Origin of the sequence: Streptomyces sp. NPDC006309, from assembly GCF_040613095.1 — a bacterium.
Classification (GTDB): domain Bacteria; phylum Actinomycetota; class Actinomycetes; order Streptomycetales; family Streptomycetaceae; genus Streptomyces.
This window is the reverse complement of sequence record NZ_JBEXRO010000009.1, coordinates 167664-193266: the sequence shown is the minus strand read 5'-3', so window position 1 is coordinate 193266 and position 25603 is coordinate 167664. Positions and strand designations below refer to the sequence as shown.

The following is a 25603-nucleotide window of genomic DNA, read 5'->3' as shown; positions in this document are numbered from 1 at the left end:
GTGGCGGAGTCGTCGACCGACGACGACGCCGTGGACGCGCGTGCCGGTCCCGCCGTCCGCGGCATGGGCCGAACGACAGGCACTAGCCGACGCGTTCGTCGCTGCCCGCCACCTTGCCCGTCGCCAGGGCCACCCGGTTCCACGTGTTGATCGTGAGGATTAGGGCGAGGACGTGGCCCAGTTCCTGGTCGTCGAAGTGGGCGGCGGCCTCGGCGTAGACGGTGTCGGGGACGCCTCCGCCGGCGATCCGGGTCACCGCGTCCGTCAGTGCGAGAGCGGCCTGTTCCCTCGGGGTGAAGAAGTGACGGGCCTCGCGCCAGACGGCGGTCATGTGCAGCCGGTCCTCGCTCTCGCCGGCCTTGCGGGCGTCGTTGGTGTGCATGTGCAGGCAGTAGGCGCAGTGGTTGAGGTGCGAGGCGCGGACCTGGATCAGTTCGACGAGGGACGGGTCGAGGCCTTCCCGGGCGGCGGCGTCGAAGCCGACGAGGGCGCGGAAGACCTTGGGCGCGGTCTTCGCGAGGTTCAGGCGGGGGCGGGGGGTCCCGGCGGCGGCGGTCTCGGTGGCGGGTGCGGGTGCGGGAGTGGCGGTCGTGTGCGTCGTCATGTGTTCAACCTATGGGCCCTAAAGACCGACGGTAAGGTGCATTTGCATGACGGAATCATGGGTCAATTCCGCCCGGCGCATCGGTGTCGACCTGCATCTGGAGCTGTCGGGGCCGGGCGGCCGGCGGGCAGCGCTCACGCGGGCGCTGCGGGACGCCGTGCGCAGCGGGCGGCTGGCTCCGGGGACGCGGCTGCCGCCGTACCGCTCGCTCGCCGCGGACCTGGGCGTGGCCCGTAACACGGTGGCCGACGCGTACGCGGAACTGGTGGCCGAGGGCTGGCTGACCGCCCGGCAGGGTTCCGGGACCAGGGTCGCCAGGGGTGTGGCCTCGGCGCGTTCCGGCCGGCACGAGAGCGCCGAGCCGCAGCGACACGCCGTGGCCCACGCGACCGAGGAGACACCTTCACACGCGCGTGGGCCACGGCACGACCTGCGGCAGGGCGCGCCGGATGCGTCGGCCTTCCCGCGTGCGGCCTGGGCGGCCTCCTACCGCCGGGCGCTGCTGGGGGCGCCGAGCGAGGCGTTCGGGCCGGGTGACCCCGCCGGGCGCCGGGAGCTGCGGGAGGCGCTGACGGAATACCTGGCTCGCGCGCGGGGGGTGCGCACCGAACCGGACCGGATCGTGATCTGCTCGGGCTTCGGGCATGCCCTTCGGCTGCTGTTCGCCGGGAACAGGCCGGGCACCCCGGACGGCCCGGACGGACCTGGCGGCCTTTCCAGGCCCGGCAGCCGGCCCGGCAGGCCGGGTGCCGGTGGCGTGCTGCGCGGGCCGCTCGGCGTGGAGGCATACGGGCTGGACTTCCACCGGGGTCTGCTCGCGGCGGCCGGCGTGCGCACCGTACCGCTGCCGCTGGACGCGGACGGGGCACGGGTCGAGACGCTCGGACGGGAGCGGGCCGTGCTGCTCACGCCCGCGCACCAGTTCCCGACCGGCGGCCCGCTGCACCCCGAACGCCGGGCAGCGGTGATCGACTGGGCACGCGCGCGGGACGCGGTGGTGCTGGAGGACGACTACGACGGCGAGTTCCGCTACGACCGCAGGCCCGTCGGTGCGCTCCAGGGCCTCGATCCGGAACGGGTGATCTACATCGGCTCGGTCAGCAAGAGCCTGTCACCTGCGCTGCGGCTGGGCTGGATGGTTCTGCCCCGGCGCTGTGTGGAGCCGGTGCTGGCGGCGAAGGGCGAGCGGGAGGGGTGGGCGAGCGCGCCGGACCAGCTCGCCCTCGCGGACTTCGTCGCCGGTGGGTCGTACGACCGTCATGTGCGGCGGATGCGGCAGAGGTACCGGCGCCGGCGGGACCGGCTCGTCGCCGCGCTAGCCGCGCACGCGCCGCACATCGAGGTGACCGGTATCGCGGCCGGGCTGCACGCGGTGCTGCGGCTGCCGCCCGGTACGGAGGGACCCACGGTGATCGCCGCCGCTCGGCAGGGCATCGCCCTCGACGGCCTCGCCGGTTTCCGGCACCCGGACGCGCAGAGGGATATGACCATGGGCGAGGGGCTGGTGGTGGGGTACGCGGCTCCCGCCGAACACGCCTACGGTGCGGCGCTGGAGGCGCTGTGCGGGGTGCTGCCGCGGGGATGACGTCCGGGGCGGGGACACCGGGTGCCCCCGAGCCGCCACCGAGTCCCGTCGGCGGCGCCGTCGGCGTCGGAGGTGCGGGGTTGCCTGGTCGGTCGTCTTGCGCGGTAGAGGGGCGGTGGCAACGTGGGCGCCTCACCGGAGGAGGCCGTGCGACGGGATCAGGACAGCAGGAAGTCGGCCGCCCCCGCCTTGGCACCCTCGATGAACGCGGTTATCTCGTCCGTCGTGTAGATCAGCGCGGGCCCGTCCGGGTCGGTGGACTGGCGTACCGCGACCCGGCCGTCGGCCAGCTTCATCGCCTCCAGGCAGTTGCCGCCGTTACCGCCGCTCCACGGCTTGTGCCACCCCTCGCTGCCCAGCTCCCGCGCGGGCATCCCGTTGTAGACGCGTCCGCGCGGCTTGATGCGGTCCATTCACAGCTCCTTGCGGAGATCCCGGAGGATCTCCTTCGTGCGTCGTGCCGTGGCGGCCTGCGCCGCCATGCGGTCCATGACCTCCAGGTGGGTCGCCACCTCGGTGCGGGCGTCCAGGTAGACGGCGCCGGTCAGGTACTCGCTGTAGACCATGTCGGGCAGTTCCGGCATGGCGAACCGGAACAGCACGAAGGGCCCGTACGTGCCCGGATGCGGCCCGTTGGCGAACGGGGCGACCTGGAGCGTCACATGGGGCAGCTTCGTGGCCTCGAGCAACTTGTCGATCTGCGCGCGCATCACCTCCGGGCCGCCGACCGGGCGGCGCAGGACCGTCTCGTCCATCACCGCCCAGAAACGGGGGGCGTCGGCACGGGTGAGCAGTTCCTGGCGTCGCATGCGCAGCGCGACGTGCCGCTCCATGTCGTCCGGGCTCGTCTGGCCCACGGCACCGGATTCCAGCACCGCGCGCGCGTAGTCCTCCGTCTGGAGCAGGCCGGGGACGAAGTGCGGATCGTAGGAGCGGATGAGGGCGGCCGCACCCTCCAGGCTGACGTACATCGAGAACCAGCCCGGCAGGATGTCGTGGAACCGCTGCCACCAGCCGGGTCTGTTGGCCTCCTCGGCCAGCTGTACGAAGGCGTCGGCCTCGTCGTCGGGGACGCCGTAGGCCTTCAGCAGCAGTTGCAGGTAGGGGATCTTCAGGCTGACCTCGGCCGTCTCCATGCGGCGGACGGTGGCGGGGGCGACGCGGAGGACGCGGGCGGCCTCCTCGCGTTTCATACCGGCGCGTTCCCGCAGGTCCAGGAGGCGCCGGCCGAGGACCACCTGGCCCACGGTCGGCGCGGACCGCGGTTCGCTCACGCTGCCACCTCCACCGAAGGCTCCGGAACTCCAGGGCTACGGGCTTCCGGAGCTCCCGAAAGCTCCACCGAAAGTTTCCTGACAGCCCTACGGCGCCATTCGAAAGTACATTCGAAGACCGGACCGGTTCTCCGACGACCTCAATTGGCGCCGCTCTTGGTGCTGTTGCGAGCAGTGTGCCACGACCTCTGACCGAGTCATACAGCACTCTGCAATTTTCAGAGTGACACTTGCCAAGTGTCCGCGGCAGGGCGATAGTGACAGGCGTGATTCCGTCCGCGCCTTTAGGAACAGACGCCGCCGCAGACCGCTCCGGTCTCGGTGCCGCGACGGGGGCACCCCTTCAGGGGGGCGCCGCCGAGCGCAGGTTCCGCTTCGAGCTGGCCGCCCATCCGGGTTCCGTCGCCCGGGCGAGACGCCTGACGCACGCCCGGTTGTCGGGGTGGTCGGTGTGCGCGGACACCTGCGACGACGCGGCCCTGGTCATGTCGGAGCTGGTCACGAACGCGGTTGTGCACACCGCCAGCAGCCGGGTCGTGTGTGAGTTGCACGAGCACGGCGACATGGTGCGCATAGCCGTGCACGACGAGGGCTGTGCCCCTGGTGAACCCCACCCGTCCGCGCAGCGGCCCGACGAGGAGCACGGGAGGGGGTTGCTTCTCGTCGACGCGCTGTGCCGGGCCTGGGGGGCCCAGGGGCACGGCCCCGGACTGCTGGTCTGGGCCGAGCTGACCCACCGGACCGACACGGCCCACGACACCGCCGAGCCGCGCGGCGACCTCGGCTGGGGCGCCCGCCCCAAGCCGGGCCGCCCGGACGACTCCGGCGACGACCAGCAGGCCGAGGCCGACGGGCACGGGCCGGAGCGGCACCGGCAGGGAGAGCCGGAACAGCACCGGGAGGGGCAGTCGCAGCCGCACCGGCAAGGGGTGCCGGAGCAGCCCGGTCCGGGAGTGTCGGAGCAGCAGCCGGAGGGGCAGCCGCACGGGCGCGGGATGGTGGAGCAGTTCGCTCCGGGAGTGCCGGAACAGCACCGTCCGGGGATACCGGAGCAGCTAGCTCTCGGAGCGTCGCAGCCGCACCGTCCGGGGATACCGGAGCAGCTAGCTCTCGGAGCGTCGCAGCCGCACCGTCCGGGGATGCCGGAGCAGCATCGGCATCCCGCCGCAGGTCAGCCGTTGCACCGCGCGGCCGACCAGCACCGGCACCCGGCGGCGGACGGGCATCAGCACGTGAGCGCGGACCAGCAGCACCGGCCGGGCAAGCATCCGGATCAGCACCGGTACGCGGCACCCGGCCAGCCCCTGCACCACACCCCCGGCCAGTACCGCCGCGGGGAGCGAGCGTGACCGGCCTCGGTGCGCTCGGCGGCTCCGGCCGGTCCGCCGGCACCGGTGCGGGCCACGAGGTCACCGTCGGTCTGGACTCCCTGGTGCGCATGCAGCGTCACCGGCCGGCCGTGGATCCGGTACGCCGGCTACAGCTGCCGGACGGCATGACGGTCCCGCTCGGCTGTGACGCGGTAGCCGTCCCCGACCGTCTCGGTCCGCTCGTCGTGCCCCTGCTGCCGCGGCTGGGGTGCGTGTACACCGACGGTTCCCACTGGTGGTGGATCGTCCCGTCGGACTCCGACTACGCCCTGCCGTGGCCGTACCCGGCGCACTACGCCACCGGCGCCCTGATCAACGGCACCGCCAGGCTCATCCACCGGCCGGAGGGTACGGTTCCGTACACCCCGCCGATCCCGCTCTATCTGGCGCTGTGCCGGGTGACGGGTACGGCCCCGGACTGGTCGCGGGTCGTACCGGCGTAACCGCGGCGCCGGTGTGCGCCACCAGCGTCGTCCCACGCACCGTATTCCCGTGCCCCCGCCGCGCCCCCCCGTACGTCGGTCCGCGCCCTGCCCAGTCGGTGCGCCGGCCGCGATAGTGGCCGTTCCGGTGGGAGCGGGAGGTCGTGGTGGGGAAGAGACGGGAGGCGGTCCAGCCCGCGGTGTCGGAGTCGGAGCGGCTGCTGTTCGGCGGGCCGCTCCGGTACGACATGGGCTGGAACGAACACGCGGACGCCTTCCTGGAGCTGGGCTTCCGGGCGATGATGACCCGGCTCCCGGGCATGCTGGCGTCGAGTCTGCGGCTGGCCCGGCAGGCCGACGCGCGGGCCGCCCGGGTGGTCCTGGCCGCGGAGCTGGGCCGGGGCGTGACCCAGGCGGTGAGCCTGCTGGCGGTGAACAACGCGCTCGGCAAGCTGCTCACCGGGCCGGACATCGGGCAGCGGCTGCACTCGGCGGCCCCCGCCCTGGTCGTACTGGCCGGCGTGCTGCTGCTGGCCGCACTCCTGCGGGCGGCGTCGATCTACGCCACCGGGCGGCTGGAGCCCAAGGTGGAGCGGGTGGCGACCGAGCTGTATCTGGAGCGGGCGGCGAACGTGGAGCTGGCCGCGATCGAGGACCACGCCTTCCACAAGCTGCTGGACAGGGCGCAGTACGGCGCCCGGTCCACCCGGCACATGATCGGCCACGGCACCCGGGTGATCAACTCGATCATCTCACTGTTCGCCGCGGCGGGCGTGCTCACCGTGCTGCATCCGGGGCTGCTGCCGCTGCTGGTCACCATGACCCTGCCCAGCGCCTGGAGCGCGCTGACCAACGCCCGGCGCCGCTACGAGTCCTTCCACACCTGGGTGCAGCACGCGCGGGCCGGCCAGCTGATCGGCAACCTGCTCACCGAGCCGGCCGCCGCCCCCGAGATCCGGGTGCACGGGATGGGACCGTTCCTGCTGCGCCACTTCCGGTGCATGTCGGAGACCGCCGAGGCGGAACAGGCGCGGCTGTCCCGGCTGGCCGCCCGCACCGGTCTGATCGCCGCGAGCTGGACGGGTCTGGCGACCCTCGCGACGTACGCGACGCTGGGCGCGTTGCTGCTGGCCGGCGCGATGGTCCTGTCGGTGGCGGGTACAGCGGTGATCGCGGTCCGTACGGGCGCGGCGAGCCTGGACACGCTGGTCCTGGCGGTCAACGAGCTGCACGAGGAGGCGCTGTTCGTGGGCGATCTCCAGCGGCTGTACGTCGAGGCGGCCGCGCGGGCCATTCCCGTGGGCGGGGAGCCGCTGCCGGAGCACCCGGAGGAGATCCGCTTCGAGAACGTCACCTTCGGCTACCCGCGCGACCCGCAGCCGCAGCCGCAGCCACGGACGCCGGGCGCGCACCCGGAGGACACCGGTGAGCGGAGCACCTCGCGTCCCGCTCTGGACGACGTCACCCTCACCCTGCCCCTGGGGCGGATCATCGCGCTCGTCGGCGAGAACGGCTCGGGCAAGACCACGCTGGTCAAGCTGCTCGCGGGCCTGTACACGCCGGACCGGGGCCGGATCCTGTGGGACGGCGTCGATGCCGCGCGCGCCGACCGGCGGTTGCTCGCCGAGCGCGTCGCGATGGTGGCACAGGACTTCAAGCGCTGGCCGTTCACCGCCCGGGTCAACGTGGCCGTCGGCCGCTCCGGCGCGCCCATGACGGAGGAACGGCTGGCCATGTCGGTCGCCGAGGCGGGGGCCGCGGACGTGGTCGCGGATCTGCCGCGCGGCCTGGACACCCTGCTGGCCCGGAACTTCAGCGGCGGTCACGAGCTGTCCGGCGGCCAGTGGCAGCGGCTCGGCATCGCCCGGGCCGCGTACCGGCGCGGGAGCATCCTGATCGTGGACGAGCCGACGGCGGCGCTGGACGCGCGGGCCGAGCTGGAGGTGTTCGAGAAGATCCGGGCGCTGGCTGGGGGCGGGCAGACGGTGGTCCTGATCACTCATCGGCTGGCGTCGGTCCGGCACGCCGACCTGGTGCACGTGCTGGAGCACGGCCGTCTGGTGGAGTCCGGCACTCCGGAGCAGTTGCTGGCCAGGGGCGGTGTGTACGCCGAGCTGTACAGGCTCCAGGCGGAGCAGTTCACGGCGAAGGCAGCGGCACCGCGGAAGGTGCCGGCGCCGAAGCCGGCCTGAACCGTTCCCACCCGAACCGCGCCGCCCTGAGCCGCGCCGCCCTGAGCCGCGCCGGCCCGAACCGCTCCGGTCCGAGCCGCTCCGGCCGGGGCCGGCGGGCGATCCGTCGCCGGCTCACCGGCTCACTCGCTGGCCTCGCTCCCCCGCACGATGACCAGGAACGTGTCCGTGGCGAGGTCCATGACGACCTCCGCGGCCAGCCCCTCCAGACGTCGTGCGTGCGCGAACTCCTCCGCGGGCCAGGATCCCCGCGGACCACCGGCGGTAAAGCGCTCGAGCACCGTTCGCCCGTTCACCATCTCGCACCTCCAGAAAGCGTCGTTCGTGTAGGAGTTAACGCTCTGGAGAGGGGAAACGCCTCGCTCAGTGACGCGACTGATACCTTCTCGACACCTGGTCGGCGCGGACCGTGAGGATCCGTTCACTTTGTGACACGAACAGGACCGTGAATGCCCGGTTCCGGGGACGTGGCGGGACCGTCCATGTCATCGGTCGGGCTCGTCGTCATCAGTTACTCGTCCTCACCAGCCGTGCTCGTGGTCATCAGTCGTACTCGTCGTGGAGGCGGAGGCGGTCGCTGCCGGCGGGGCTGCGGCCGAGCGCCGTCAGATCGAGCAGGCCGGTGGCGGTGCCCAGGCCGTCCAGTCCGTCGTCGTACACCGAGTACGTGTGGAAGACCCGGTCGTGCTCGCGGAGGAAGCAGCTGAGCCCGGGGCGCTCGACCAGCTCTCCGTCCGACTCGACGGTGGCCTCGAAGTCACGGTTGAAGTCGCGGCCGGGGTCGTGGCCGCAGTCCCCCGAGGAGTACCACGGCACCGCCCAGCCCATCCGGGCCTTGAACGGCAGGATCCGGGTGAACGGCGCCCGGGAGACGGCCGCGAAGGAGGTGTTCCGGGCGCGCAGGTGGGCGAGGTGGCCGACCTGGTCCAGGAAGGCCGCGCAGCACGGGCAGCCGCTCGTCCACTCCGGCGCGAACGCGAAGTGGTGGACGACGAGCTGGGTCCGCCCCTCGAAGAGGTCGAGGAGAGTGGCCTTGCCGTCGCCGCCCTCGAAGACGTACTCCGCGTCGACCTCGGTCATGGGCAGCCGCCGCCGCTCGGCGCCGAGAACCTCACGGGCCCGTCTGACCGCCTCCTCCTTGCGCAGCAACTCCTCGCGCGCCGCGCGCCACCGCTCACGCGAGACGATCTCCGGAAGCGACATGGGCCCTCCTGTCCGACGGTCGGTTCGGGGTGGTGACCGTCGGCGGGAGCGGAACTCATCGCCCGGTGCGGAGCGTTTTTCGGCCAGTCTCGTCCGGGCACCGGCGCGACCCGCACCGCCCGGAACCCCGCGGACCGGTCACGCCGCCAGGGGCAGCGGCGCCCGCCCCTGGTACGTCTCCAGCTCTTCCAGTGCCTCCCGCAGTCGCCGCGTGTGCCGGGGGCCGAGCCGACCGGTGTCGTCCAGCTGCACGGCGCAGGCCGTCGTCGTGTCCACCAGCCGTTCCAACACCTCGGCGACGGCGTCCGTGCCCTCGGTGTGCCGGGCGAGCGCGGGCAGTTCGGCGGCGGCCAGCGCGATGGCGGTGCGGGCCTCGGCGAGGGTGCGGTAGGCCTCCCGGCGCAGCGCCCACCGCTCGGCGCGGTCACCGGACTCGCCGAGGACGTGCAGGAGATAGGCGTGCGCGGCGTTCTCGGCCGCGGCCAGCCGGGACCTCACCCCGCCGCCGCGCTGCCCCGGCATCGGCAGGTGCCCGACGAGCAGCACGAGGACGCAGGCCAGCAGGGTCTCGCCGATCCGGCCGACGGAGGCCTGCGGTTCCCCGCCGGCCATGACCAGGGCGAGGACGAGGACGGTGACGACGGCGGTGAGCGCCGCGAAGTGCCGGGTGGCGACCGGTACGAGGGCGCCGCACACCGCGACCAGCGCGACCAGTCCGGCCGGACGGGGCAGGAACGCCGCGCAACCGGCGAACACCACAGCGCCCAGCACGGTGCCGGCGGCCCGGCACAGCACCCGGGAGGCGAGCGGGCCGAGATCGGGTTTGACGAGGAAGACGGCGGTGGCGGGCAGCCAGTACCAGTGCTCGTGCTGCCCGTACCAGCGGGCGTGGTGCAGGGCCTGGGCGATGGCGGCGCTGGCGCCGAAACTGAGGGCGACGCGCAGTCCGTACTCGCGGCCGCCGGCCCCCAGCGCGGCACGCAGCGCCCACCGGACACCGCGGCGCCGGCCGGACGGCCCGTGGTGGGCGCCCTCGCCCCGGTCGAAGACCTCGGCGGCACGCAGCAGGGCGTCGTCCAGGGCGCGCAGGGCGGGCGCCGACCGGTGCGGCGCGGGCAGCGGGCCGGGCCCGGTACCGGTACGGATCGCGGCGGCGAGCCGCCGCGGGCCCTGTGCCGTCCGCGCCGGCACCGGCTCCCCCGCCCAGTACAGGGCGGTGGCGGCCTCGGCGAGCGGCAGCGCCGCCACGAACCGGGCGTGCAGCCGGCGCTCGGCGGCGGAGCCGGCGTAGCGGCGCAGGCGGGGGCCGGCGAGGGCGTCCTGGGCGTGGTCGAGGGCGGCGGTGAGCGCGGCCCGCCGGGCGGTGGCGTGCTCCCCGCCCACGGCGTCGAGGAGCGCGGCGACCGCGTCGTACACCTCGGCGACCGCCGCCCGCTCCCCGTCGAACCGGAAGTCCCCGGGGAGCGAGCCGGGGGTGGGCAGGGCCAGCCGCAGCACGAGCAGCCAGCCGGCTCCGGCGAGGAAGGCCAGGGCGCGCTGCCAGCCGGGTTCGGCCGCCGGCATCCCGGCCCCGACGGCCGCGGCGACCAGCAGCTGGGTCCCGGCGGCGGAGGCGACGGGCCCGACCGCGCTGACGGCTCCGGCGACCAGTCCGAGCAGGGTGAGCGCCAGGGTCAGCGGTACGGCGGTCAGGCCGTGCCCGGCATACGTGCCCACCAGCAGCCCGAGGGCGCCGGCCAGCGCGGGCACCCCGAGCCGCTTCACCGAGACCCGCCGGCTGCCGGGCCGGTCGTTGATGCCGGCGAGCATCGCGGCGATGGCGGCGAGCACCCCGACGGCCGTCCGCCCGCCGAGCAGGCCGGCGAGCAGCAACGGCCCGGCGGCGAGCGCGCCCCGGGTCACGGCGCTCCAGGGAACGGGACCGCGCTGGGCACGGAAGGCGTGGGCGAGCCAGGGGGGTGCGGCGGGCCGGTGCACGGGACTCCTGTTCGTACGAGGGCGGGGTGGGCCTTCGGACGACGGCGGCCGGCGGACGTTCCCACCGTAGAGCGTCTTCCCGGTGCGAACGGTGTGCTCACGTTTCGCCCGTGTGAAAGGTGCCGGGCCGGCCGATTACTTTATGAACGCAATCGCGGGCCGCCCTCCCGCGGCACCCGGCGGCGGCCCGGCGCCCGCCCCGGGACGCGTAATTCGGATGCGGTCACGGGCGGAAGGGGACGATCATCGGGCAGTTGCCCGTGAACCGCCCCAGGAGTCGCTTCCATGATCCAGCGTGTCACCGTCCCCACTCTGTTCCCGCCGCCCACCTACTCCCACACCTCCGTCGTGGAGGCCGGCACCAGGCTCGCGTTCCTCGCCGGGGCGGTGCCGCTCACCGCCGACGGCGAACTGGTGGGCCCGGGGGACCCCGTACGCCAGGCCGAGCAGGTCATCGCCAACCTGCGGGAGCAACTGCACGCCGTCGGCAGCGACCTGGAGCATGTGCTCGACACGGAGGTGTACGTGGTCAGCAGCGAGACCGCGACACTGTCCGCCGTGTGGGAGGTGGTCGAGGCGTCCGGTCTGAGCCGGGGGCCGCACTCGTCCACGCTGCTCGGCGTCGCCTGCCTCGGATACACCGGACAGCTGGTGGAGATCACGGCCACGGCTGTGGTGCCGGAAGCACCTGACCGGACCTGACAGCGGTCCGCCGGCGGCCGTCACAGCAGCCCGGCCGTTCCCGCCGCCGTGCGCAGCACCTCGCGCAGCATCTCGGTGGTGAGACGGCCGGTGAAGGTGTTGCGCTGGCTGACGTGGAAGCAGCCGAACAGGTCGAGGCCGTCGAGCGCGACCCGGGTGCCGTGGGCGAAGGCCGGCCGGGGGCGGGGCACGGTCCAGCCCGCTTGCGCGAACGCCGGCAGCGCGGCCTGCCAGCCGAAGGCACCGAGGACGACCGCGGCCCGCAGCGTCGGGCGGAGCAGCGTCAGCTCCTGGACCAGCCAGGACCGGCAGGTGTCGCGCTCACCCGGGGTCGGCTTGTTGGCGGGCGGGGCGCAGTGCACGGGCGCGGTGACACGGACGCCGTACAGCTCCAGGCCGTCGTCGGCACGGACGGAGGTGGGCTGGGAGGCGAGCCCCACGTCGTACATCGCCTGGTAGAGCACGTCACCGGAGCGGTCGCCGGTGAACATGCGGCCGGTGCGGTTGCCGCCGTGCGCGGCCGGGGCCAGACCGATGATCACCAGCCGGGCGTCGGCGGGGCCGAAGCCGGGGACCGGCCGCCCCCAGTACGTCTCGTCGGCGAACGCGGCCCGCTTGGTACGGGCCACCTCCTCACGCCAGTCGACCAGCCGGGGGCAGGCCCGGCAGTCGGCGACGCGCCGGTCGAGACGGGCGAGGGCACTGCTGTCGTCCATACCGTCCCGAGTGCCCCGAGGTGCTCGGGCGAACGCGGCATCCGGCGCCCGAACGCGCAGATCAGCCCCTGCGGGCGCGGCCGGGCAGTCGGGGGCCACCCGAGCCACCGAAGCAGTCGGTCTCGCGACCGCGCGCGGCGCCGTCATCCGGGAACCCGCCACCACCGCTGCCCCAGTGGCTCACGTCCGGGCCCGATGGCATCGGCCGGCCCCCAGCCTGCCCGTAGGCGTCGGCGTCGGTGGACGACCTCAGGGCTGTCAGCTTCGGCGCAGCAGGCTCAGCAGGTCCCTGTTGTGCTGCCGACGGGCCCAGGCGATCAGGAGGAGCGGCACGACCAGGATCAGCGGGGTCGCCGCGTTCTCGCCGTCGAACGCGGTGAGCTGGACGATGAACGCGCCGACCATGAGCGCGCCGAGGGCGAGGGCGGCCACGGACTGGAGCAGCGGTATCAACAGCGCGACGGCTCCCGCGAGTTCGAGCGCGCCGATCGTGTACATGGCCCCGCTGCCCCAGCCCATTCTGTCGAAGGACTCGACGGCCGACGGGTGCGCGATGAGCTTGGGCAGGGCGCTCGCGATGCCGTAGAACAGGGCGAGCAGCACCTGGACGGTCCGCAGGGCGATCCGGAGCCCGCGTGCCCGGCCGGTGACGGGCGAGCCGGGGCCGCTGGTGGGTGTCGTGGTGCCGACGGGGGCGGTGGTGTGCGACATGGATGTCTCCTGGTGAGGCGGCGAAGCGGTACCGGTTGCTTTCACCGACGTAGACCGGCCGGATACCGGAAACTCATCGCCGCGGCCCCGGCCGCCGTCACGCCCTGGGCAGTGCCCCACCCATATACCGTCCGGGGTGAGATACGCGTCCACCTCCAGTCCCGCCTCCGCCGGCGCCGACTCGAACCGCTCCTTGGGCAGGGGCCGGGACAGGAACGTCTGGGTCCACACCGCGTCCGGGAACACATACGCACAGTGCACCAGGTTCGCCCTGTCCGACCGGTTCCGCCGAGACAATGCGCACGGTTCCCGCGCCACATCGCAGGGGTGGTCCTCGCCCTCGCCCTGGATGAGCGCACAGCCGCCCTCCGGGGGCGGGGCGTCGGTCCCGTACCCTCGTGTCCCTCACGCATGTCGACCCTCATGCCCGTACAACGGCCCGCCTGCGCACGCCCGTTCCCCTCCTCCCCCGATCCACCCGTTCGAGTCATTCAGCGCGGAACGGGAACCATCCGTGCCCGATGTACCAGTGGCCGCCCGCCCGCAGATGGTCACCGACCGCCCGCTCCACCGACGTGCGGCGAGGCAGCCCGGCCACCGGCAGGTCCGGGTCCCCGAACACGAACCGGACCGGCTCCGCGTCGGCCGGTGCCGTCTCGTCGCAGGCGATGCGGAACCGTTCCTGGAAGCGGACGATGCCGGATCCGGCGGGCAGGTGACGCCGTAACTGCGGGTCGAGGAGCCAGGAGTGGCACAGTACGGCGCCCGGCCGTTCCCCGGGGAAGTGCAGGGGGAAGAACGCGCGGGCGAGCGCCAGGGAGCGGTCGCAGGCGGACGGGGTCAGCGGGCCGTGGAAGTCGGGGATGTGCAGGTTCAGGCAGGGTGTGCCGGGTGCCGCGTCCAGTCCCGCCGCCGCCGTCACCCGGGCGTCGCGGTCCCCGAGCCGCGCCCGCTCGAACTGCAACCGGCCCAACTGGTACAGCTCCCCGCGGAAATGGCGGACCAGCCAGCGCCGCGACTGCACGCCCGTCCTGCCGTGCCGTCCGCGGTACGCGGCCATGTGCCGGCCCAGGTCGGCCAGGGTGCGCCGGGAAATCTCGGCCGGGATGCCGCGCGCCCGGTGATACGCCCGCGTGCGCGGGAGGGCGGCGAGGAAGACGTACACGGCGAAGACGTCGGCCAGTTCGGCCGGGGCCGCGGCGAACGGCTCGGCGAGGTCGGGCGTGCGGCCCGTGTCCCACGGTTCCCGGAGCAGTTCCTCGACGCAGTCCGTCAGGAGCCTGAGCGTGCCCGGGTCAGCGGTCACCCGGCGCCGGCGTGCGACGAGTTCGTTGATGTCCTCGTGCGGTACGGCGAGGTCGAGGAGGAGTTCGGGCAGGTCGTCGGCGTCCGGCAGCACGCGCGGTTCCCCCTTTCGGTTCCGGCGGACGGCGCCGCCGCGCGCGTCTCACCGAGCACGATCCGCGGTGGCCGGCTTCCGCTCTCCCGGCGCCGCCGGGGGTCGCCCCGCGCGCGTTGCCGCACGCCGAGTCGCCCTCCCTGTCCCGGTGCCGCCCGGCCGGCTCCCGCGACCCGTCACCCGTCACCCGTCACCCGTCACCCGTCACCCGTCACCCGTCACCCGTCACCCGTCACCCGTCACCCGTCACCCGTCGAGAGCCTGTCCAGCGCCCGGCCCACCCCACCGCACCGGACGCCGCTCCCCGTGCTCCGTCGGGCGTTGATGTGCGTCATCATCGAAGAGTACGGTGCGAAGAGGAGTGGAGTGGTGGCCCTATGCGTACCGGCAGTGAACCGAGAACCGCGCGCAGCCCCCTGCGGGCGCGGTTCTGGCTGAGCGTGTGGGGGCTGCTGTGGGCGGTCCTCGGCACGGCGGTGTTCGCGCTGGCCGGGCGCCCCGGCTGGGCGGTGGCCTGCGGGGTGCTGTCCCTGGTGGTCGCCGTCGACATGGCCATGATCCTCAGGCATCTGCGCCAGGGCCCGCACTACCAGCCGGGCCGTGACATCCCGCCGTACCAGCCGCCGGAAGCCGGACCGCCCCACCCACGGCCCCCCTACCCCCGGCCGCCCCGCCCCGGGCCGCCCAGGCACCGGCACCCGTGATCGACGGCAGGCGCGCACCGGCCGGCCGAGCAGCCGCCGGGGCGGTCCGCCGTCAGGCCTCGAAGCGCGCGGCCTTCAGATAGTCCGGGTTCGGGTCGAGCGCGGCGGCCAGCCGGAAGTGGCGCTTGGCCTGCTCGGGACGGTTCTGGCGCTGGTAGGTGCGGGCCAGCGCGAAGTGCGCGAAGGCGTTGTCCGGCTCGCGTTCCAGCACGATGGTGAACTCCAGCTCGGCCGGTCGCAGTTGCGCCGCGGCGAAGAAGGCTCGCGCGCGCAGCAGCCGGGCGGCGGTGTTCTCGGGGTGGGCGGCGATGACTCCGTCGAGCAGCTTCACCGCGCCCAGGGGGTCCCGCGCGTTGAGCAGCTGCTCGGCGGCACGGAAGTCGATCACGTGGGTTTCCGGCGTAGGTCCGATGGAACCGCTGGTCTCGGGCACGACTGAGTCCTTCCCTCACTCCACCGCTGCAACGCCCCGTGCCGGACCGCTATTCCGCGGCCGCACCACCCTCGCCCGGCGCCCGGTCCCCGCCCCGACGCGCCCGCCGTACGAGCTCGTCCCAGACCTCGGCGACGCGCTTCCTCAGCGCGTCCAGGGGTACGTCGTTGTCGATCAGGATGTCGGCGATCTCCCGGCGTTGCTCGCGGGTCGCCTGCGCGGCCATACGCGCGCGTGCGTCCTCCTCGGTCATCCCGCGCAGCCGGACCAGCCGGTCGAGCTGGGTCTGGGGGGCGGCGTCGACGACGATCACCACGTCGTAGAGCGGCGCGAGGCCGTTCTCGGTGAGCAGCGGCACGTCGTGGAGGACGACGGCGTCCTCGGCCGCGGCGCTCTCCAGCTCGCGGGACCGGGCGCCCACCAGGGGGTGCACGATCGAGTTGAGGACGGCGAGCTTCTCGGGGTCGGCGAAGACGATCGAGCCGAGCCGGGACCGGTCGAGGCTGCCGTCGGGGGCGAGGACGTCGGTGCCGAAGGCGTCGGCCACGGCGGCGAGGCCGGGGGTGCCGGGCGCCACGACCTCGCGTGCGATGCGGTCCGCGTCGATCAGCACGGCCCCGTGCCCCACGAGCAACCGCGACACCTCGCTCTTGCCGGCGCCGATCCCGCCGGTCAGGCCCACTGTCAGCATGAGCGGTAGCTTAGGCCCTGCCGTGGCCGGCGGAACCGGCGGCGGCCGGTCCGGAGAAGCCGGGGGTCAGCTCTCGCCTTCGCGCTCCGCCAGGAAGCGCTCGAACTGTTGACCGATCTCGTCGGCCGACGGAATGTCCACGGCCTCGGCGAGCATGTTGCCCCGGGTCTCGGCGCCCGCCGCGGCGTCGTACTGGTGCTCCAGGCCCTGCACGAGCGCGGTCAGCTCCTCGTCGCCCTCCTGGATCTGCCGGTCGATCTCGGTCTGTGTGCGGTGCGCGTCCGTGCGCAGCGCGTGCGCGACGCCGGGCAGGACCAGGCCGGTGGCGGCCGTGATGGCTTCCAGGACGGTCAGGGCCGCGTCCGGGTACGGGGAACGGGCGATGTAGTGCGGGACGTGCGCGGCGACACCCAGGACGTCGTGCCCGGCCTCCATGAGGCGGTACTCGACCAGCGACTCGGCGCTGCCGGGCACCTGGGCCTCCTCGAAGGGGCTGCGGTGGCCGGGGACGAGGTCGTTGCGGTTGCCGTGCGGGGTCAGGCCGACGGGGCGGGTGTGCGGGACGCCCATGGGGATGCCGTGGAAGTTCACGGACAGGCGGACGCCGAGCCGCTCCACCAGCTGCCGGACCGCCGCCGCGAACCGCTCCCACTCCACGTCCGGCTCCGGGCCCGACAGCAGCAGGAACGGGGCACCGGTGGTGTCCTGGACGAGGTGGACTTCGATGGCCGGGACCTCGTAGTCCGTCCAGCGGTCCCGCTTGAAGGTCAGCAGCGGCCGGCGGGCGCGGTAGTCCACGAGCCGGTCGTGGTCGAAGCGCGCCACGACCTGGTGGGGCAGCGAGTCGAGCAGCCGGTCCACGATCTGGTCGCCGGTCTCACCCGCGTCGATGTATCCGTCGAAGTGGTAGAGCATGACCAGGCCGGCCGACTCCTGGGCGAGCGCCATGTCGACCACGGCCAGGCCCTTCGGCTCCCATGCGTACAAACCCTGCGGATCAAGCACTGTGACCGCCCCTCCTCGTGTTCTCCTGCGACAACGCGCCCTGGAGCGGGGGAATTCCCATGACACGCCGCTGATCAGCGATCTCGCGCGCGACCTCTTGACGGCCCGTCACCTGGTCCGTACCTTCACGACGACCAGAATTCATGCTGGAGTCCGTCGTTCATGTAGGAGAACGTACGACAGGAGCACTCATGCGCGCACGCACGTCGCTCATCTCCCTGCTCGTCCCCACCCTCTCCGCCGGCGGACTGCTTCTCGCCGCCACCGGCCCGGCCTCGGCCGCCACCGTCGAGGTCGCGACCGCGGCCCAGCTGAAGACCGCCCTCGGCGCCGCCCGGCCCGGCGACACGATCCATCTGGCGGACGGCACCTACACCGGCAACTTCAAGGCCTTGACGCCGGCCACGGCTTCCGCGCGCATCACCCTCACCGGCTCGCCGCGGGCCGTACTGACAGCCGGCGGCGGCTACGGCCTGTACCTCAACGGCGCCTCGTACTGGACGGTCAGCGGCCTGACCGTGACCGGCGGCCAGAAGGGCATCATGATCGACGCGGCCGGGGGCGTCGTCGTGGACGGCGTCACGGTGCACGGCCTGGACATGGAGGGCGTGCACTTCCGCGACTCCAGCACGGACGGCGTGCTCAGGAACTCGAGGATCTACGACACCGGGAACGACGGCCGGGGCATGGGCGAGGGCGTGTACGTGGGCACCGCCAACACGCTCGCCGACCGGAGCGACCGCATCCAGATCCTGGGCAACACGATCGGCCCGGACGTGGGCGGCGAGAACGTCGACATCAAGGAAGGCACGACGGGTGCCCGGATCATCGGCAACACCTTCGACGGCAGCGGCCTGACAGGCGCGAACTACGACGACTCCTGGGTCGACGTGAAGGGCAACGACGTCCTCGTCCAGGACAACACGGGCAGCGCCACCACCAACGACGGCTACCAGACCCACACCCAGCAGTCCGGCTGGGGCTGCGGCACGGTCTTCAGGGGCAACCGGTCGACGCTGACCGGTGCGACCGGCGCGACGCGTCTGGCCATCGACGTCACCGGCGACAGCGCCACCTGCCGGACGACGGTCTACAGCACCAACACGGTGACCGGCGGCAACGGCCTGACCAACGTCCAGGTGACGCCGTAAGGGGGTCAGAAGCCCGCGCCCGGCGGCCCGGGGAACGCCTGAGGGGCCGTACCCCGAAAGGTACGGCCCCTCAGCCGACTATCGGCTAAGCCTCAGCGGCAGCGATCAGCTCTGGCCACCGGCCAGCTTCTCGCGCAGTGCGGCCAGCGCCTCGTCCGAGGCCAGGGCACCGGAGGTGTCCGCACCCTCGGAGGAGTACGAACCGCCACCGCCGCCACCGCCGGCGGACGCGGCCGGAGCCGCAGCCTCGCCACCCTCGGCCGCAGCGGCCTCGTCGGCCTCACGGGACTTGATGACCTGCTGCTGGTGCTGCTCGAAGCGGGACTGCGCCTCGGCGTACTGGTGCTCCCACGCCTCCCGCTGGGTCTCGTAGCCCTCGAGCCAGTCGTTGGTCTCGGGGTCGAAGCCCTCGGGGTAGATGTAGTTGCCCTGGTCGTCGTACGACGCGGCCATGCCGTACAGGGTCGGGTCGAACTCGACCGAGGCCGGGTCGCTGCCGAACGCCTCGTTGGCCTGCTTCAGCGAGAGGCTGATGCGACGACGCTCGAGGTCGATGTCGATGACCTTGACGAAGATCTCGTCGTTGACCTGGACGACCTGCTCCGGGATCTCCACGTGGCGCTCGGCCAGCTCGGAGATGTGGACCAGACCCTCGATGCCCTCGTCCACGCGGACGAACGCACCGAACGGAACCAGCTTCGTGACCTTGCCGGGCACGACCTGGCCGATCTGGTGGGTGCGGGCGAACTGCTGCCACGGGTCTTCCTGGGTCGCCTTCAGCGACAGGGAGACGCGCTCGCGGTCCATGTCCACGTCGAGAACCTCGACGGTGACCTCCTGGCCGACCTCGACAACCTCGGAGGGGTGGTCGATGTGCTTCCAGGACAGCTCGGACACGTGGACCAGACCGTCGACGCCACCCAGGTCCACGAAGGCACCGAAGTTGACGATCGAGGAGACCACGCCGGAGCGGACCTGACCCTTCTGGAGGGTCGTGAGGAAGGTCTGGCGGACCTCGGACTGGGTCTGCTCGAGCCAGGCACGGCGGGACAGGACCACGTTGTTGCGGTTCTTGTCCAGCTCGATGATCTTGGCCTCGAGCTCCTTGCCCACGTAGGGCTGGAGGTCGCGGACACGGCGCATCTCGACCAGCGAGGCCGGAAGGAAGCCGCGGAGGCCGATGTCGAGGATGAGACCACCCTTGACGACCTCGATGACGGTACCGGTGACGATCCCGTCCTCTTCCTTGATCTTCTCGATGGTGCCCCAGGCACGCTCGTACTGGGCGCGCTTCTTCGAGAGGATCAGGCGGCCTTCCTTGTCCTCCTTCTGGAGAACAAGGGCCTCGATCTCGTCACCGACGGCGACGACCTCGTTGGGGTCGACGTCGTGCTTGATCGAGAGCTCGCGGCTCGGGATCACACCTTCGGTCTTGTAACCGATGTCGAGCAGGACCTCGTCCCGGTCGACCTTCACGATGACGCCGTCGACGATGTCGCCGTCGTTGAAGTACTTGATCGTCTCGTCGATCGCGGCGAGGAAGGCTTCCTCGTTACCGATGTCGTTGACCGCTACCTGCGGGGTGGTGGCGGTGGTCTCGGTGCTGCTCGTCATGTGGGAAAGGGCTCCGGTACGGACATTGAAGTCGTAGGTACTGCTTACGCCGGGAGCCCGTTTCGCTCTGAAGAAGCCGGACAGCCAAGGAAGCGCCACATAAGCACCGGATGCCCGGTGGCGCCTCGACAACCGAGGGGACATACAACAGATGCGAGCGCAGCCTGCTACGTCTGAGGAGCGCAGGCCCGCAGCGCAACTTGTAGCATACGGGGGCAGCCGGGCAGGGTCAATGCGCGAAGGCGCACACCCGGGGCGGATCACCGCATACCCGGCGGAAGAAATGTCCCAGCGGGCCGCGCGGGCCCGCGGAAGTCCTTCCGTGGGGCCCCTGTGCGGGCTGGACGGAAGAGTACGACGAGGGAGCCGATCATCCAAGAGCCGGAAACATACGAACCCGAGGGCTCCGAGGGGTTCGAGCCGGAGGCCACACGACGTGACGCGGACGTCACGGAGAGCGCGCGGGCCAACCGCGGCTGGTGGGACCGCAACGCCGACGAGTACCAGAACGAGCACGGCACGTTCCTCGGCGACGACCGCTTCGTGTGGTGTCCGGAGGGCCTGGACGAGGTGGAGGCCGAGCTGCTCGGCCCCGCGGAGGAGCTGAAGGGCAAGTCGGTCCTGGAGATCGGCGCCGGCGCGGCGCAGTGCGCGCGCTGGCTGGCCGCGCAGGGCGCCCGCCCGGTGGCCCTGGACCTCTCGCACCGGCAGTTGCAGCACGCCCTGCGAATAGGCGGTTCGTTCCCGCTGGTCTGCGCCGACGCGGGCGCGCTGCCCTTCGCGGACGGGTCCTTCGACCTGGTCTGCTCCGCGTACGGCGCGCTGCCGTTCGTGGCCGATCCGCGACTGGTGCTGCGCGAGGTGCACCGGGTGCTGCGGCCGGGCGGCCGGTTCGTGTTCTCGGTGACCCATCCGATCCGCTGGGCGTTCCCGGACGAGCCGGGGCCCGAGGGTCTGTCGGTGGCCTCCTCCTACTTCGACCGCACGCCCTACGTGGAGCAGGACGAGGACGGCCGCGCGGTCTACGTGGAGCACCACAGGACGCTCGGCGACCGGGTGCGGGACATCGTGGCGTCGGGCTTCCGGCTGGTGGACCTGGTGGAGCCGGAGTGGCCGGCCTGGAACACCTCCGAGTGGGGCGGCTGGTCGCCGCTGCGCGGGAACCTGATCCCGGGCACGGCGGTCTTCGTGTGCGAGCGGGACCGGATCTCCTAGGCGGCGTCCGCTCGTCGCCGCGCACGCGCGCGTGGGGACGGTCCTCGGCGTCGTACGACACTGGGGGCGTGATCCGTGACGACGCCCTCGACGCGCTGCCCGTGCGCTCCGCCCTGCCGGCCCTGACCGACGCCCTGGAGGGTGGCGGCGCCGCCGTGCTGGTGGCGCCGCCCGGCACGGGGAAGACGACCCTGGTGCCGCTGGTGCTCGCGGGGCTGGTCGGCGGCGGTCCCGCGCGGCGGGTGGTGGTGGCCGAGCCGCGGCGGATCGCGGCCCGGGCGGCGGCCCGGCGCATGGCCTGGCTGCTCGGTGAGAAGCCGGGCGGCAGCATCGGCTTCACGGTGCGCGGTGAGCGGGCCGTGGGGCGGCACACGCGCGTGGAGGTCGTGACGACCGGTGTGCTGTTGCAGCGGCTCCAGCGCGATCAGGAGCTGGCCGGTACGGATGCCGTCGTCATCGACGAGTGCCACGAGCGGCATCTGGACGCCGACACGGTGGCCGCGTTCCTGTGGGACGTGCGGCAGGCGCTGCGGCCGGACCTGCGGCTGGTGGCGGCGTCGGCTACCACCGACGCCGGGGGGTGGGCGCGGCTGCTCGGCGGGGCGCCGGTGGTCGAGGCGACGGGCGTGGCGCATCCGGTGGACGTGGTGTGGGCTCCCCCGGCGCGTCCGGTACGGCCGCCGCACGGGATGCGGGTCGATCCCGCGCTGCTGGCCCATGTCACGGCGGTGGTGCGGCGGGCGCTGGCGGAGCGGGAGGGGGACGTGCTGTGCTTCCTGCCCGGCGTCGGCGAGATCGCGCGCGTGGCCGGACAGCTGGGGGACCTGGGCGCGGTGGACGTCCTCCAGGTGCACGGGCGGGCGCCGGCGGCGGTGCAGGACGCGGTGCTGGCGCCCGGGGAGAGGCGCCGGGTGGTGCTGGCGACGTCCGTGGCGGAGTCGTCGCTGACGGTGCCCGGGGTGCGGGTGGTGGTGGACTCCGGGCTGGCGCGGGAGCCAAGGGTGGACCACGCGCGCGGGCTGAGCGGGCTCACGACCGTGCGGGCGTCGCGGGCGGCCGGGCGGCAGCGGGCGGGGCGGGCCGGGCGGGAGGCGCCGGGGGCGGTGTACCGCTGCTGGGCGGAGGCCGAGGACGGCCGCCTGCCGGCTTTTCCGGCGCCGGAGATCAAGGTGGCCGATCTGACCGCGTTCGCCCTTCAGGCGGCCTGTTGGGGCGATCCGGACGCCTCCGGGCTGGCGTTGCTGGATCCGCCGCCGGGCGGAGCGATGGCCGCGGCGCGGGAGGTGCTGACGGCCGTGGGCGCGGTGGACTCCGCGGGGCGGGCCACGGAGCTGGGTGTCCGGCTGGGCCGGCTGGGGGTGCATCCGCGGCTGGGACGGGCACTGCTGGACACCGCGGGCGGGGGCGCGGAGGTCGTCGCCCTGCTCTCCGAGGAGGTGCCGAGGGAGTACGGCGACGATCTCGCGGCTGCTCTGCGGCGGGCCCGGCACGGGGGTGACGCCTACGCGGGGCGGTGGGCCGCGGAGGTGCGGCGGCTGCGGGCCGTCTCGGCGGAGTTCTCCGCTCCGCCCGCCGGGAAGGCGGGCCCGGGCGGCGCCGGCCGGGTCGGACCGGGCCTCGGCGACGACCGGCTCGCCGGGACCGTGGCGTCGCTGGCCTTCCCCGAGCGTGTCGCCAGGCTGGACGGCGGGTCGTACCTCATGGCCTCAGGGACGCGGGTCGAGCTGGGTGAGGGGTCCGCGCTGCGGGGGGCGCCCTGGATCGTGGTCGCGGTCGCCGGCCGGCCCGCCGGAACGGGGCACGCGCGTGTGCGGCTCGGGGCCGCCGTACCGGAGGACGTGGCACGGGACGCCGCGGCGACGCTCCTGGAGGAGCGCGAGGAGGTGCACTGGGCCGACGGGGACGTCGTGACCCGGCGCGTGGCGCGACTGGGGGCGATCGAGCTGGCCGTACGGCCCCTGCGGAACGCGCGTCCGGCCCTCGTACGCGCCGCCCTTCTGGAGGGGTTCCGCCAGGAGGGGCTGGGGCTGCTGCGCTGGTCATCCGGGGCGGAGCTGCTGCGGCAGCGGCTGGCGTTCCTGCGGACGCACCTCGGGGAGCCGTGGCCGGACGTGTCGGACGAGGCGCTGCACGCGCGCGTGGACGAGTGGCTGGAGCCGGAGCTGGGCCGGGCCCGGCGGCGGGCGGATCTCGGGCGGATCGACGCCGGGCAGGCGCTCGCGCGGCTGCTGCCCTGGGCGGGCGGGGAGGCCGCCCGGCTGGACGAGCTGGCGCCCGAGCGGATCACCGTGCCGAGTGGGTCCAGGATCCGGATCGACTACGGGAACCCGGAGCGGCCGGTGCTCGCGGTGAAGCTCCAGGAGCTGTTCGGGCTCCAGGAGACGCCGGCCGTGGCGGGAGTGCCGCTGCTCGTGCACCTGCTCTCCCCCGCCGGACGGCCCGCCGCCGTCACGGCCGACCTCGCCTCCTTCTGGCGGGACGGCTACCGGGCCGTGCGCGCGGAACTGCGCGGACGCTATCCCCGGCATCCGTGGCCCGAGGACCCGGCGACGGCTCGGGCGACCCGGCACACGAAGGCGCGGGCGGACCGGGCTTGACCACAGGCAAGCGCGGGGTGAGCGGTTCGAGGGCTCATAGGACTGATTCTCGACGGTTCATCAGTTCAGCGTCGTCGGCAATGCGTGGGTGCAGTGACGACAGTGGGCGCCCGCCCCGCCGGAGCGGAGAGGGCGCCCTGTCGGTCGTGCGCCGGGCTCAGGAGGAGGCGGACCCGGTCGGGGACGGCGTGGTCGGGTTCGGGGACGGGGCGCTCGGGGACTCGGCGGGGGCGACCTTCAGTTCGACGGTGAGCGTCGCGCCGCCGGTGGTGGTGATGCGGAGCAGGAAGGTGCCGGCGGTGTCGTCCGCGTACAGCTTCGGCAGGGTGAGCAGGCCCTTGTCGTCCGTCTCCAGGGTGGTGAGGGTGCGTACGGGTTTGCCGTCGGCGTCCTTGAAGTAGGGGCCCTTGTCGTTCTCGGTGGCGTCGGCCGCCGACTTGACCAGGGTGGCGGTGGCCGCGACCTTGTCCGCGACGGTGCCCAGGTACGTCGCCTTCACCTGGACCTGGCCGGCGAACTCGCCGCCCGGGGCACAGGTCAGCGGGGTGTCGCTGGTGCGGGCCAGGGTGTCGGCGGCGCGCGCGGTGACCGAGGCGGTGTAGTCGACGCCCTTGGCCGGGCGGCCCACGACGGACACGGTGACCTTGAAGTCGCCGGTCTTCTCACCGGCCTGGAGCGCCGGGGCCAGCGCGACGCCCTTGGCGTCGGTGGCGACCGTGGCCACGGTCTCGCCGCCGGTGAAGGTGGCGTCGGTGCCGCCGGTGATGGTGAACCGGAGCCTGACCTTGGCCACCGACTTGCCCACCTTGGTCTCGGCGCGGGCGCTGATCCGCTCGGTGAAGGCGTCGCCGGCCATCGCGGTGAGCTTCCCCGTGCCCGCGTCCTCCAGGTGGTCCACCAGGTCGGTGTTGGACGGCGGGGGCGTGGGCGGGACGGGCGGCGTCGGCGGCTTCGGATCGGGCGTCTCATGCCCGCCGTTGCCGTTGCCGTTCCCGCCGTTGCCGTTGCCGCCGTTGCCGTGGCCGCCCTTGCCGTCGTCCTTGCCGGGCTTGCCGGGCTTACCGGGCCTTTCGGGCTTCGGGGCGGGCTCGGTCGTCGTGGGGTGCGTGGGCAGCGGGGACATGGGGAGGCCGGAATCCGTGTCGCTGCGGTGCTCGGGCACCCCGCCGGTGCCGTCGGGGATGGAGTGGGTGCCCTTGCGGTAGTACTCCATCCAGTTCAGGACCAGATCGAGGTAGTCCTGCGAGTTGTTGTAGCTGAGGATCGCCCGGTGCAGGTCGGCCTCGTGGGACAGGTCCCAGCCGTTGCGGCACAGATAGTGGCCCGCGGCGAGCGCGGCGTCGTAGACGTTGTTGGGGTCCTTCTTGCCGTCGCCGTTGCCGTCGCGGCCGGCCCAGGCCCAGGTGGACGGGATGAACTGCATGGGGCCGATGGCCTGGTCGTACGCGCTGTTGCCGTCGTACGCGCCGCCGTCGGTGTCCGCGATGAGCGCGAAGCCGTTGCCGTCGAGCTGCGGGCCGAGGATCCGGCGCAGCGTGGTGCCGCCGGCGTCGACCTGGCCGCCGCGGGCCTGCCCCGACTCCACGTTGCCGATGGCGGCGAGCAGTTGCCAGGGCAGGTTGCAGCCGGGTACGGCGGTGCGCAGGTCGGCCTCGGCCTTCTTGTACGCGTCCAGGACCGTGGCCGGGATGCCGCCCTCGGCCCTGCTGACGGGACCGGAGGGGCCGGCGCTCGACGAGGGGCTCGGGCTGGGGCTGTTCAGCGGCGGCAGGTCCGTGTAGTACGGCGAGTTGCCGGTGGCGTTGCCGTCGGTGTCCGGCGCGGGTACGGCGGCACCGGCTGCCGTCTGTCTGCCGTGTTCCTCGCCGGCCGCTCCCGGAGCCTGGGACGCGGAGAGAGCCGCGACCGCCGCCGCGGCCACGGCGGTGGTCGCCGCTCCCTTGCGCAGTCGCCTGCCGAAATGCGCCGCCATGAAGTGAACCCCTCCCATGGACGTCCGTGCGTCCGTCTCCGCCTGACTGCCTCGCTCTGGTGTGAC

At 73.3% G+C, this 25603-nt stretch carries 22 protein-coding genes and 1 pseudogene; 9 read left to right on the top strand and 14 right to left on the bottom strand.

Annotation, left to right across the window (positions count from 1 at the left end):
- Positions 1–82: 82 nt before the first annotated feature.
- Positions 83–604 carry a carboxymuconolactone decarboxylase family protein gene (locus ABZ117_RS15310; RefSeq protein WP_356820914.1) on the bottom strand — a complete coding sequence of 174 codons (522 nt, stop codon included), beginning with the start codon at positions 602–604 and terminating at the stop codon, positions 83–85.
- 46 nt (positions 605–650) lie between these two features.
- On the opposite strand from ABZ117_RS15310, the gene ABZ117_RS15305 reads away from it, so the two are divergent.
- Entirely contained in the window at positions 651–2189 is a 1539-nt protein-coding gene (locus tag ABZ117_RS15305; protein WP_356820912.1) for a PLP-dependent aminotransferase family protein, read from the top strand.
- A 158-nt stretch (positions 2190–2347) separates the two neighbouring features.
- Here the strand turns inward: ABZ117_RS15305 and ABZ117_RS15300 are convergent, their stop codons facing one another.
- Positions 2348–2602 carry a DUF397 domain-containing protein gene (locus ABZ117_RS15300; protein ID WP_356820910.1) on the bottom strand — a complete coding sequence of 85 codons (255 nt, stop codon included), beginning with the start codon at positions 2600–2602 and terminating at the stop codon, positions 2348–2350.
- A complete protein-coding gene (locus tag ABZ117_RS15295) occupies positions 2603–3463 on the bottom strand; it encodes a helix-turn-helix transcriptional regulator (RefSeq protein WP_356820908.1) in 861 nt (286 codons plus the stop codon). It lies immediately after the preceding gene.
- Between the two features lie 257 nt (positions 3464–3720).
- On the opposite strand from ABZ117_RS15295, the pseudogene ABZ117_RS15290 reads away from it, so the two are divergent.
- The 3 genes and pseudogenes from ABZ117_RS15290 to ABZ117_RS15280 all read left to right on the top strand — a co-directional run.
- Positions 3721–4299, top strand: a pseudogene (locus tag ABZ117_RS15290) (ATP-binding protein); the annotation flags it as partial.
- Between the two features lie 602 nt (positions 4300–4901).
- Positions 4902–5276 (top strand): hypothetical protein, encoded by a 375-nt coding sequence (locus ABZ117_RS15285; protein WP_356820985.1) that lies wholly within the window; start codon positions 4902–4904, stop codon positions 5274–5276.
- Positions 5277–5422: 146 nt separating this feature from the next.
- Positions 5423–7447, top strand: a complete 2025-nt coding sequence (locus ABZ117_RS15280; RefSeq protein WP_356820906.1) for an ABC transporter ATP-binding protein — start codon at positions 5423–5425, stop codon at positions 7445–7447.
- Between the two features lie 122 nt (positions 7448–7569).
- Here ABZ117_RS15280 and ABZ117_RS15275 read toward each other — a convergent pair whose 3' ends face one another.
- The 3 genes from ABZ117_RS15275 to ABZ117_RS15265 form a co-directional block, all read right to left on the bottom strand.
- On the bottom strand, positions 7570–7728 hold the full coding sequence (locus ABZ117_RS15275; protein WP_356820993.1) for a hypothetical protein: 159 nt from the start codon (positions 7726–7728) through the stop codon (positions 7570–7572).
- A 262-nt stretch (positions 7729–7990) separates the two neighbouring features.
- Entirely contained in the window at positions 7991–8650 is a 660-nt protein-coding gene (locus ABZ117_RS15270; protein WP_356820904.1) for a DUF899 domain-containing protein, read from the bottom strand.
- A 138-nt stretch (positions 8651–8788) separates the two neighbouring features.
- Positions 8789–10627 carry an FUSC family protein gene (locus tag ABZ117_RS15265; protein WP_356820902.1) on the bottom strand — a complete coding sequence of 613 codons (1839 nt, stop codon included), beginning with the start codon at positions 10625–10627 and terminating at the stop codon, positions 8789–8791.
- A 285-nt stretch (positions 10628–10912) separates the two neighbouring features.
- Between ABZ117_RS15265 and ABZ117_RS15260 the strand changes: the two genes are divergently transcribed.
- Positions 10913–11329 carry a RidA family protein gene (locus ABZ117_RS15260; RefSeq protein WP_356820900.1) on the top strand — a complete coding sequence of 139 codons (417 nt, stop codon included), beginning with the start codon at positions 10913–10915 and terminating at the stop codon, positions 11327–11329.
- Between the two features lie 20 nt (positions 11330–11349).
- Here ABZ117_RS15260 and ABZ117_RS15255 read toward each other — a convergent pair whose 3' ends face one another.
- From ABZ117_RS15255 to ABZ117_RS15245, 3 genes are all read right to left on the bottom strand, one after another.
- Entirely contained in the window at positions 11350–12045 is a 696-nt protein-coding gene (locus tag ABZ117_RS15255) for a uracil-DNA glycosylase (protein ID WP_356820898.1), read from the bottom strand.
- A 258-nt stretch (positions 12046–12303) separates the two neighbouring features.
- Complete coding sequence (locus ABZ117_RS15250; RefSeq protein WP_356820896.1) at positions 12304–12756, bottom strand: DoxX family protein; 453 nt, start codon at positions 12754–12756, stop codon at positions 12304–12306.
- A gap of 487 nt (positions 12757–13243) precedes the next feature.
- Positions 13244–14155 (bottom strand): acyltransferase domain-containing protein, encoded by a 912-nt coding sequence (locus ABZ117_RS15245; protein WP_356820894.1) that lies wholly within the window; start codon positions 14153–14155, stop codon positions 13244–13246.
- A 377-nt stretch (positions 14156–14532) separates the two neighbouring features.
- On the opposite strand from ABZ117_RS15245, the gene ABZ117_RS15240 reads away from it, so the two are divergent.
- Positions 14533–14859, top strand: a complete 327-nt coding sequence (locus ABZ117_RS15240) for a DUF6343 family protein (protein WP_356820892.1) — start codon at positions 14533–14535, stop codon at positions 14857–14859.
- A gap of 52 nt (positions 14860–14911) precedes the next feature.
- On the opposite strand, the gene ABZ117_RS15235 is transcribed toward ABZ117_RS15240, so the two are convergent.
- The 3 genes from ABZ117_RS15235 to ABZ117_RS15225 form a co-directional block, all read right to left on the bottom strand.
- Positions 14912–15292 (bottom strand): tetratricopeptide repeat protein, encoded by a 381-nt coding sequence (locus ABZ117_RS15235; protein WP_356820891.1) that lies wholly within the window; start codon positions 15290–15292, stop codon positions 14912–14914.
- A 49-nt stretch (positions 15293–15341) separates the two neighbouring features.
- A complete protein-coding gene (gene coaE, locus ABZ117_RS15230) occupies positions 15342–15983 on the bottom strand; it encodes a dephospho-CoA kinase (RefSeq protein WP_356820889.1) in 642 nt (213 codons plus the stop codon).
- Between the two features lie 66 nt (positions 15984–16049).
- Positions 16050–16988, bottom strand: a complete 939-nt coding sequence (locus ABZ117_RS15225) for a PAC2 family protein (RefSeq protein WP_356820887.1) — start codon at positions 16986–16988, stop codon at positions 16050–16052.
- A 191-nt stretch (positions 16989–17179) separates the two neighbouring features.
- On the opposite strand from ABZ117_RS15225, the gene ABZ117_RS15220 reads away from it, so the two are divergent.
- Complete coding sequence (locus ABZ117_RS15220; protein ID WP_356820885.1) at positions 17180–18139, top strand: right-handed parallel beta-helix repeat-containing protein; 960 nt, start codon at positions 17180–17182, stop codon at positions 18137–18139.
- Between the two features lie 105 nt (positions 18140–18244).
- On the opposite strand, the gene rpsA is transcribed toward ABZ117_RS15220, so the two are convergent.
- Positions 18245–19753 (bottom strand): 30S ribosomal protein S1, encoded by a 1509-nt coding sequence (gene rpsA / locus ABZ117_RS15215; protein WP_356820883.1) that lies wholly within the window; start codon positions 19751–19753, stop codon positions 18245–18247.
- 333 nt (positions 19754–20086) lie between these two features.
- Between rpsA and ABZ117_RS15210 the strand changes: the two genes are divergently transcribed.
- Both ABZ117_RS15210 and hrpB read left to right on the top strand, forming a co-directional pair.
- Complete coding sequence (locus ABZ117_RS15210) at positions 20087–20968, top strand: class I SAM-dependent methyltransferase (protein ID WP_356820882.1); 882 nt, start codon at positions 20087–20089, stop codon at positions 20966–20968.
- Positions 20969–21036: 68 nt separating this feature from the next.
- Positions 21037–23565, top strand: a complete 2529-nt coding sequence (hrpB, locus tag ABZ117_RS15205; protein ID WP_356820880.1) for an ATP-dependent helicase HrpB — start codon at positions 21037–21039, stop codon at positions 23563–23565.
- Positions 23566–23722: 157 nt separating this feature from the next.
- Here hrpB and ABZ117_RS15200 read toward each other — a convergent pair whose 3' ends face one another.
- Positions 23723–25537, bottom strand: a complete 1815-nt coding sequence (locus ABZ117_RS15200; RefSeq protein WP_356820878.1) for a lytic transglycosylase domain-containing protein — start codon at positions 25535–25537, stop codon at positions 23723–23725.
- Positions 25538–25603 lie beyond the last annotated feature (66 nt).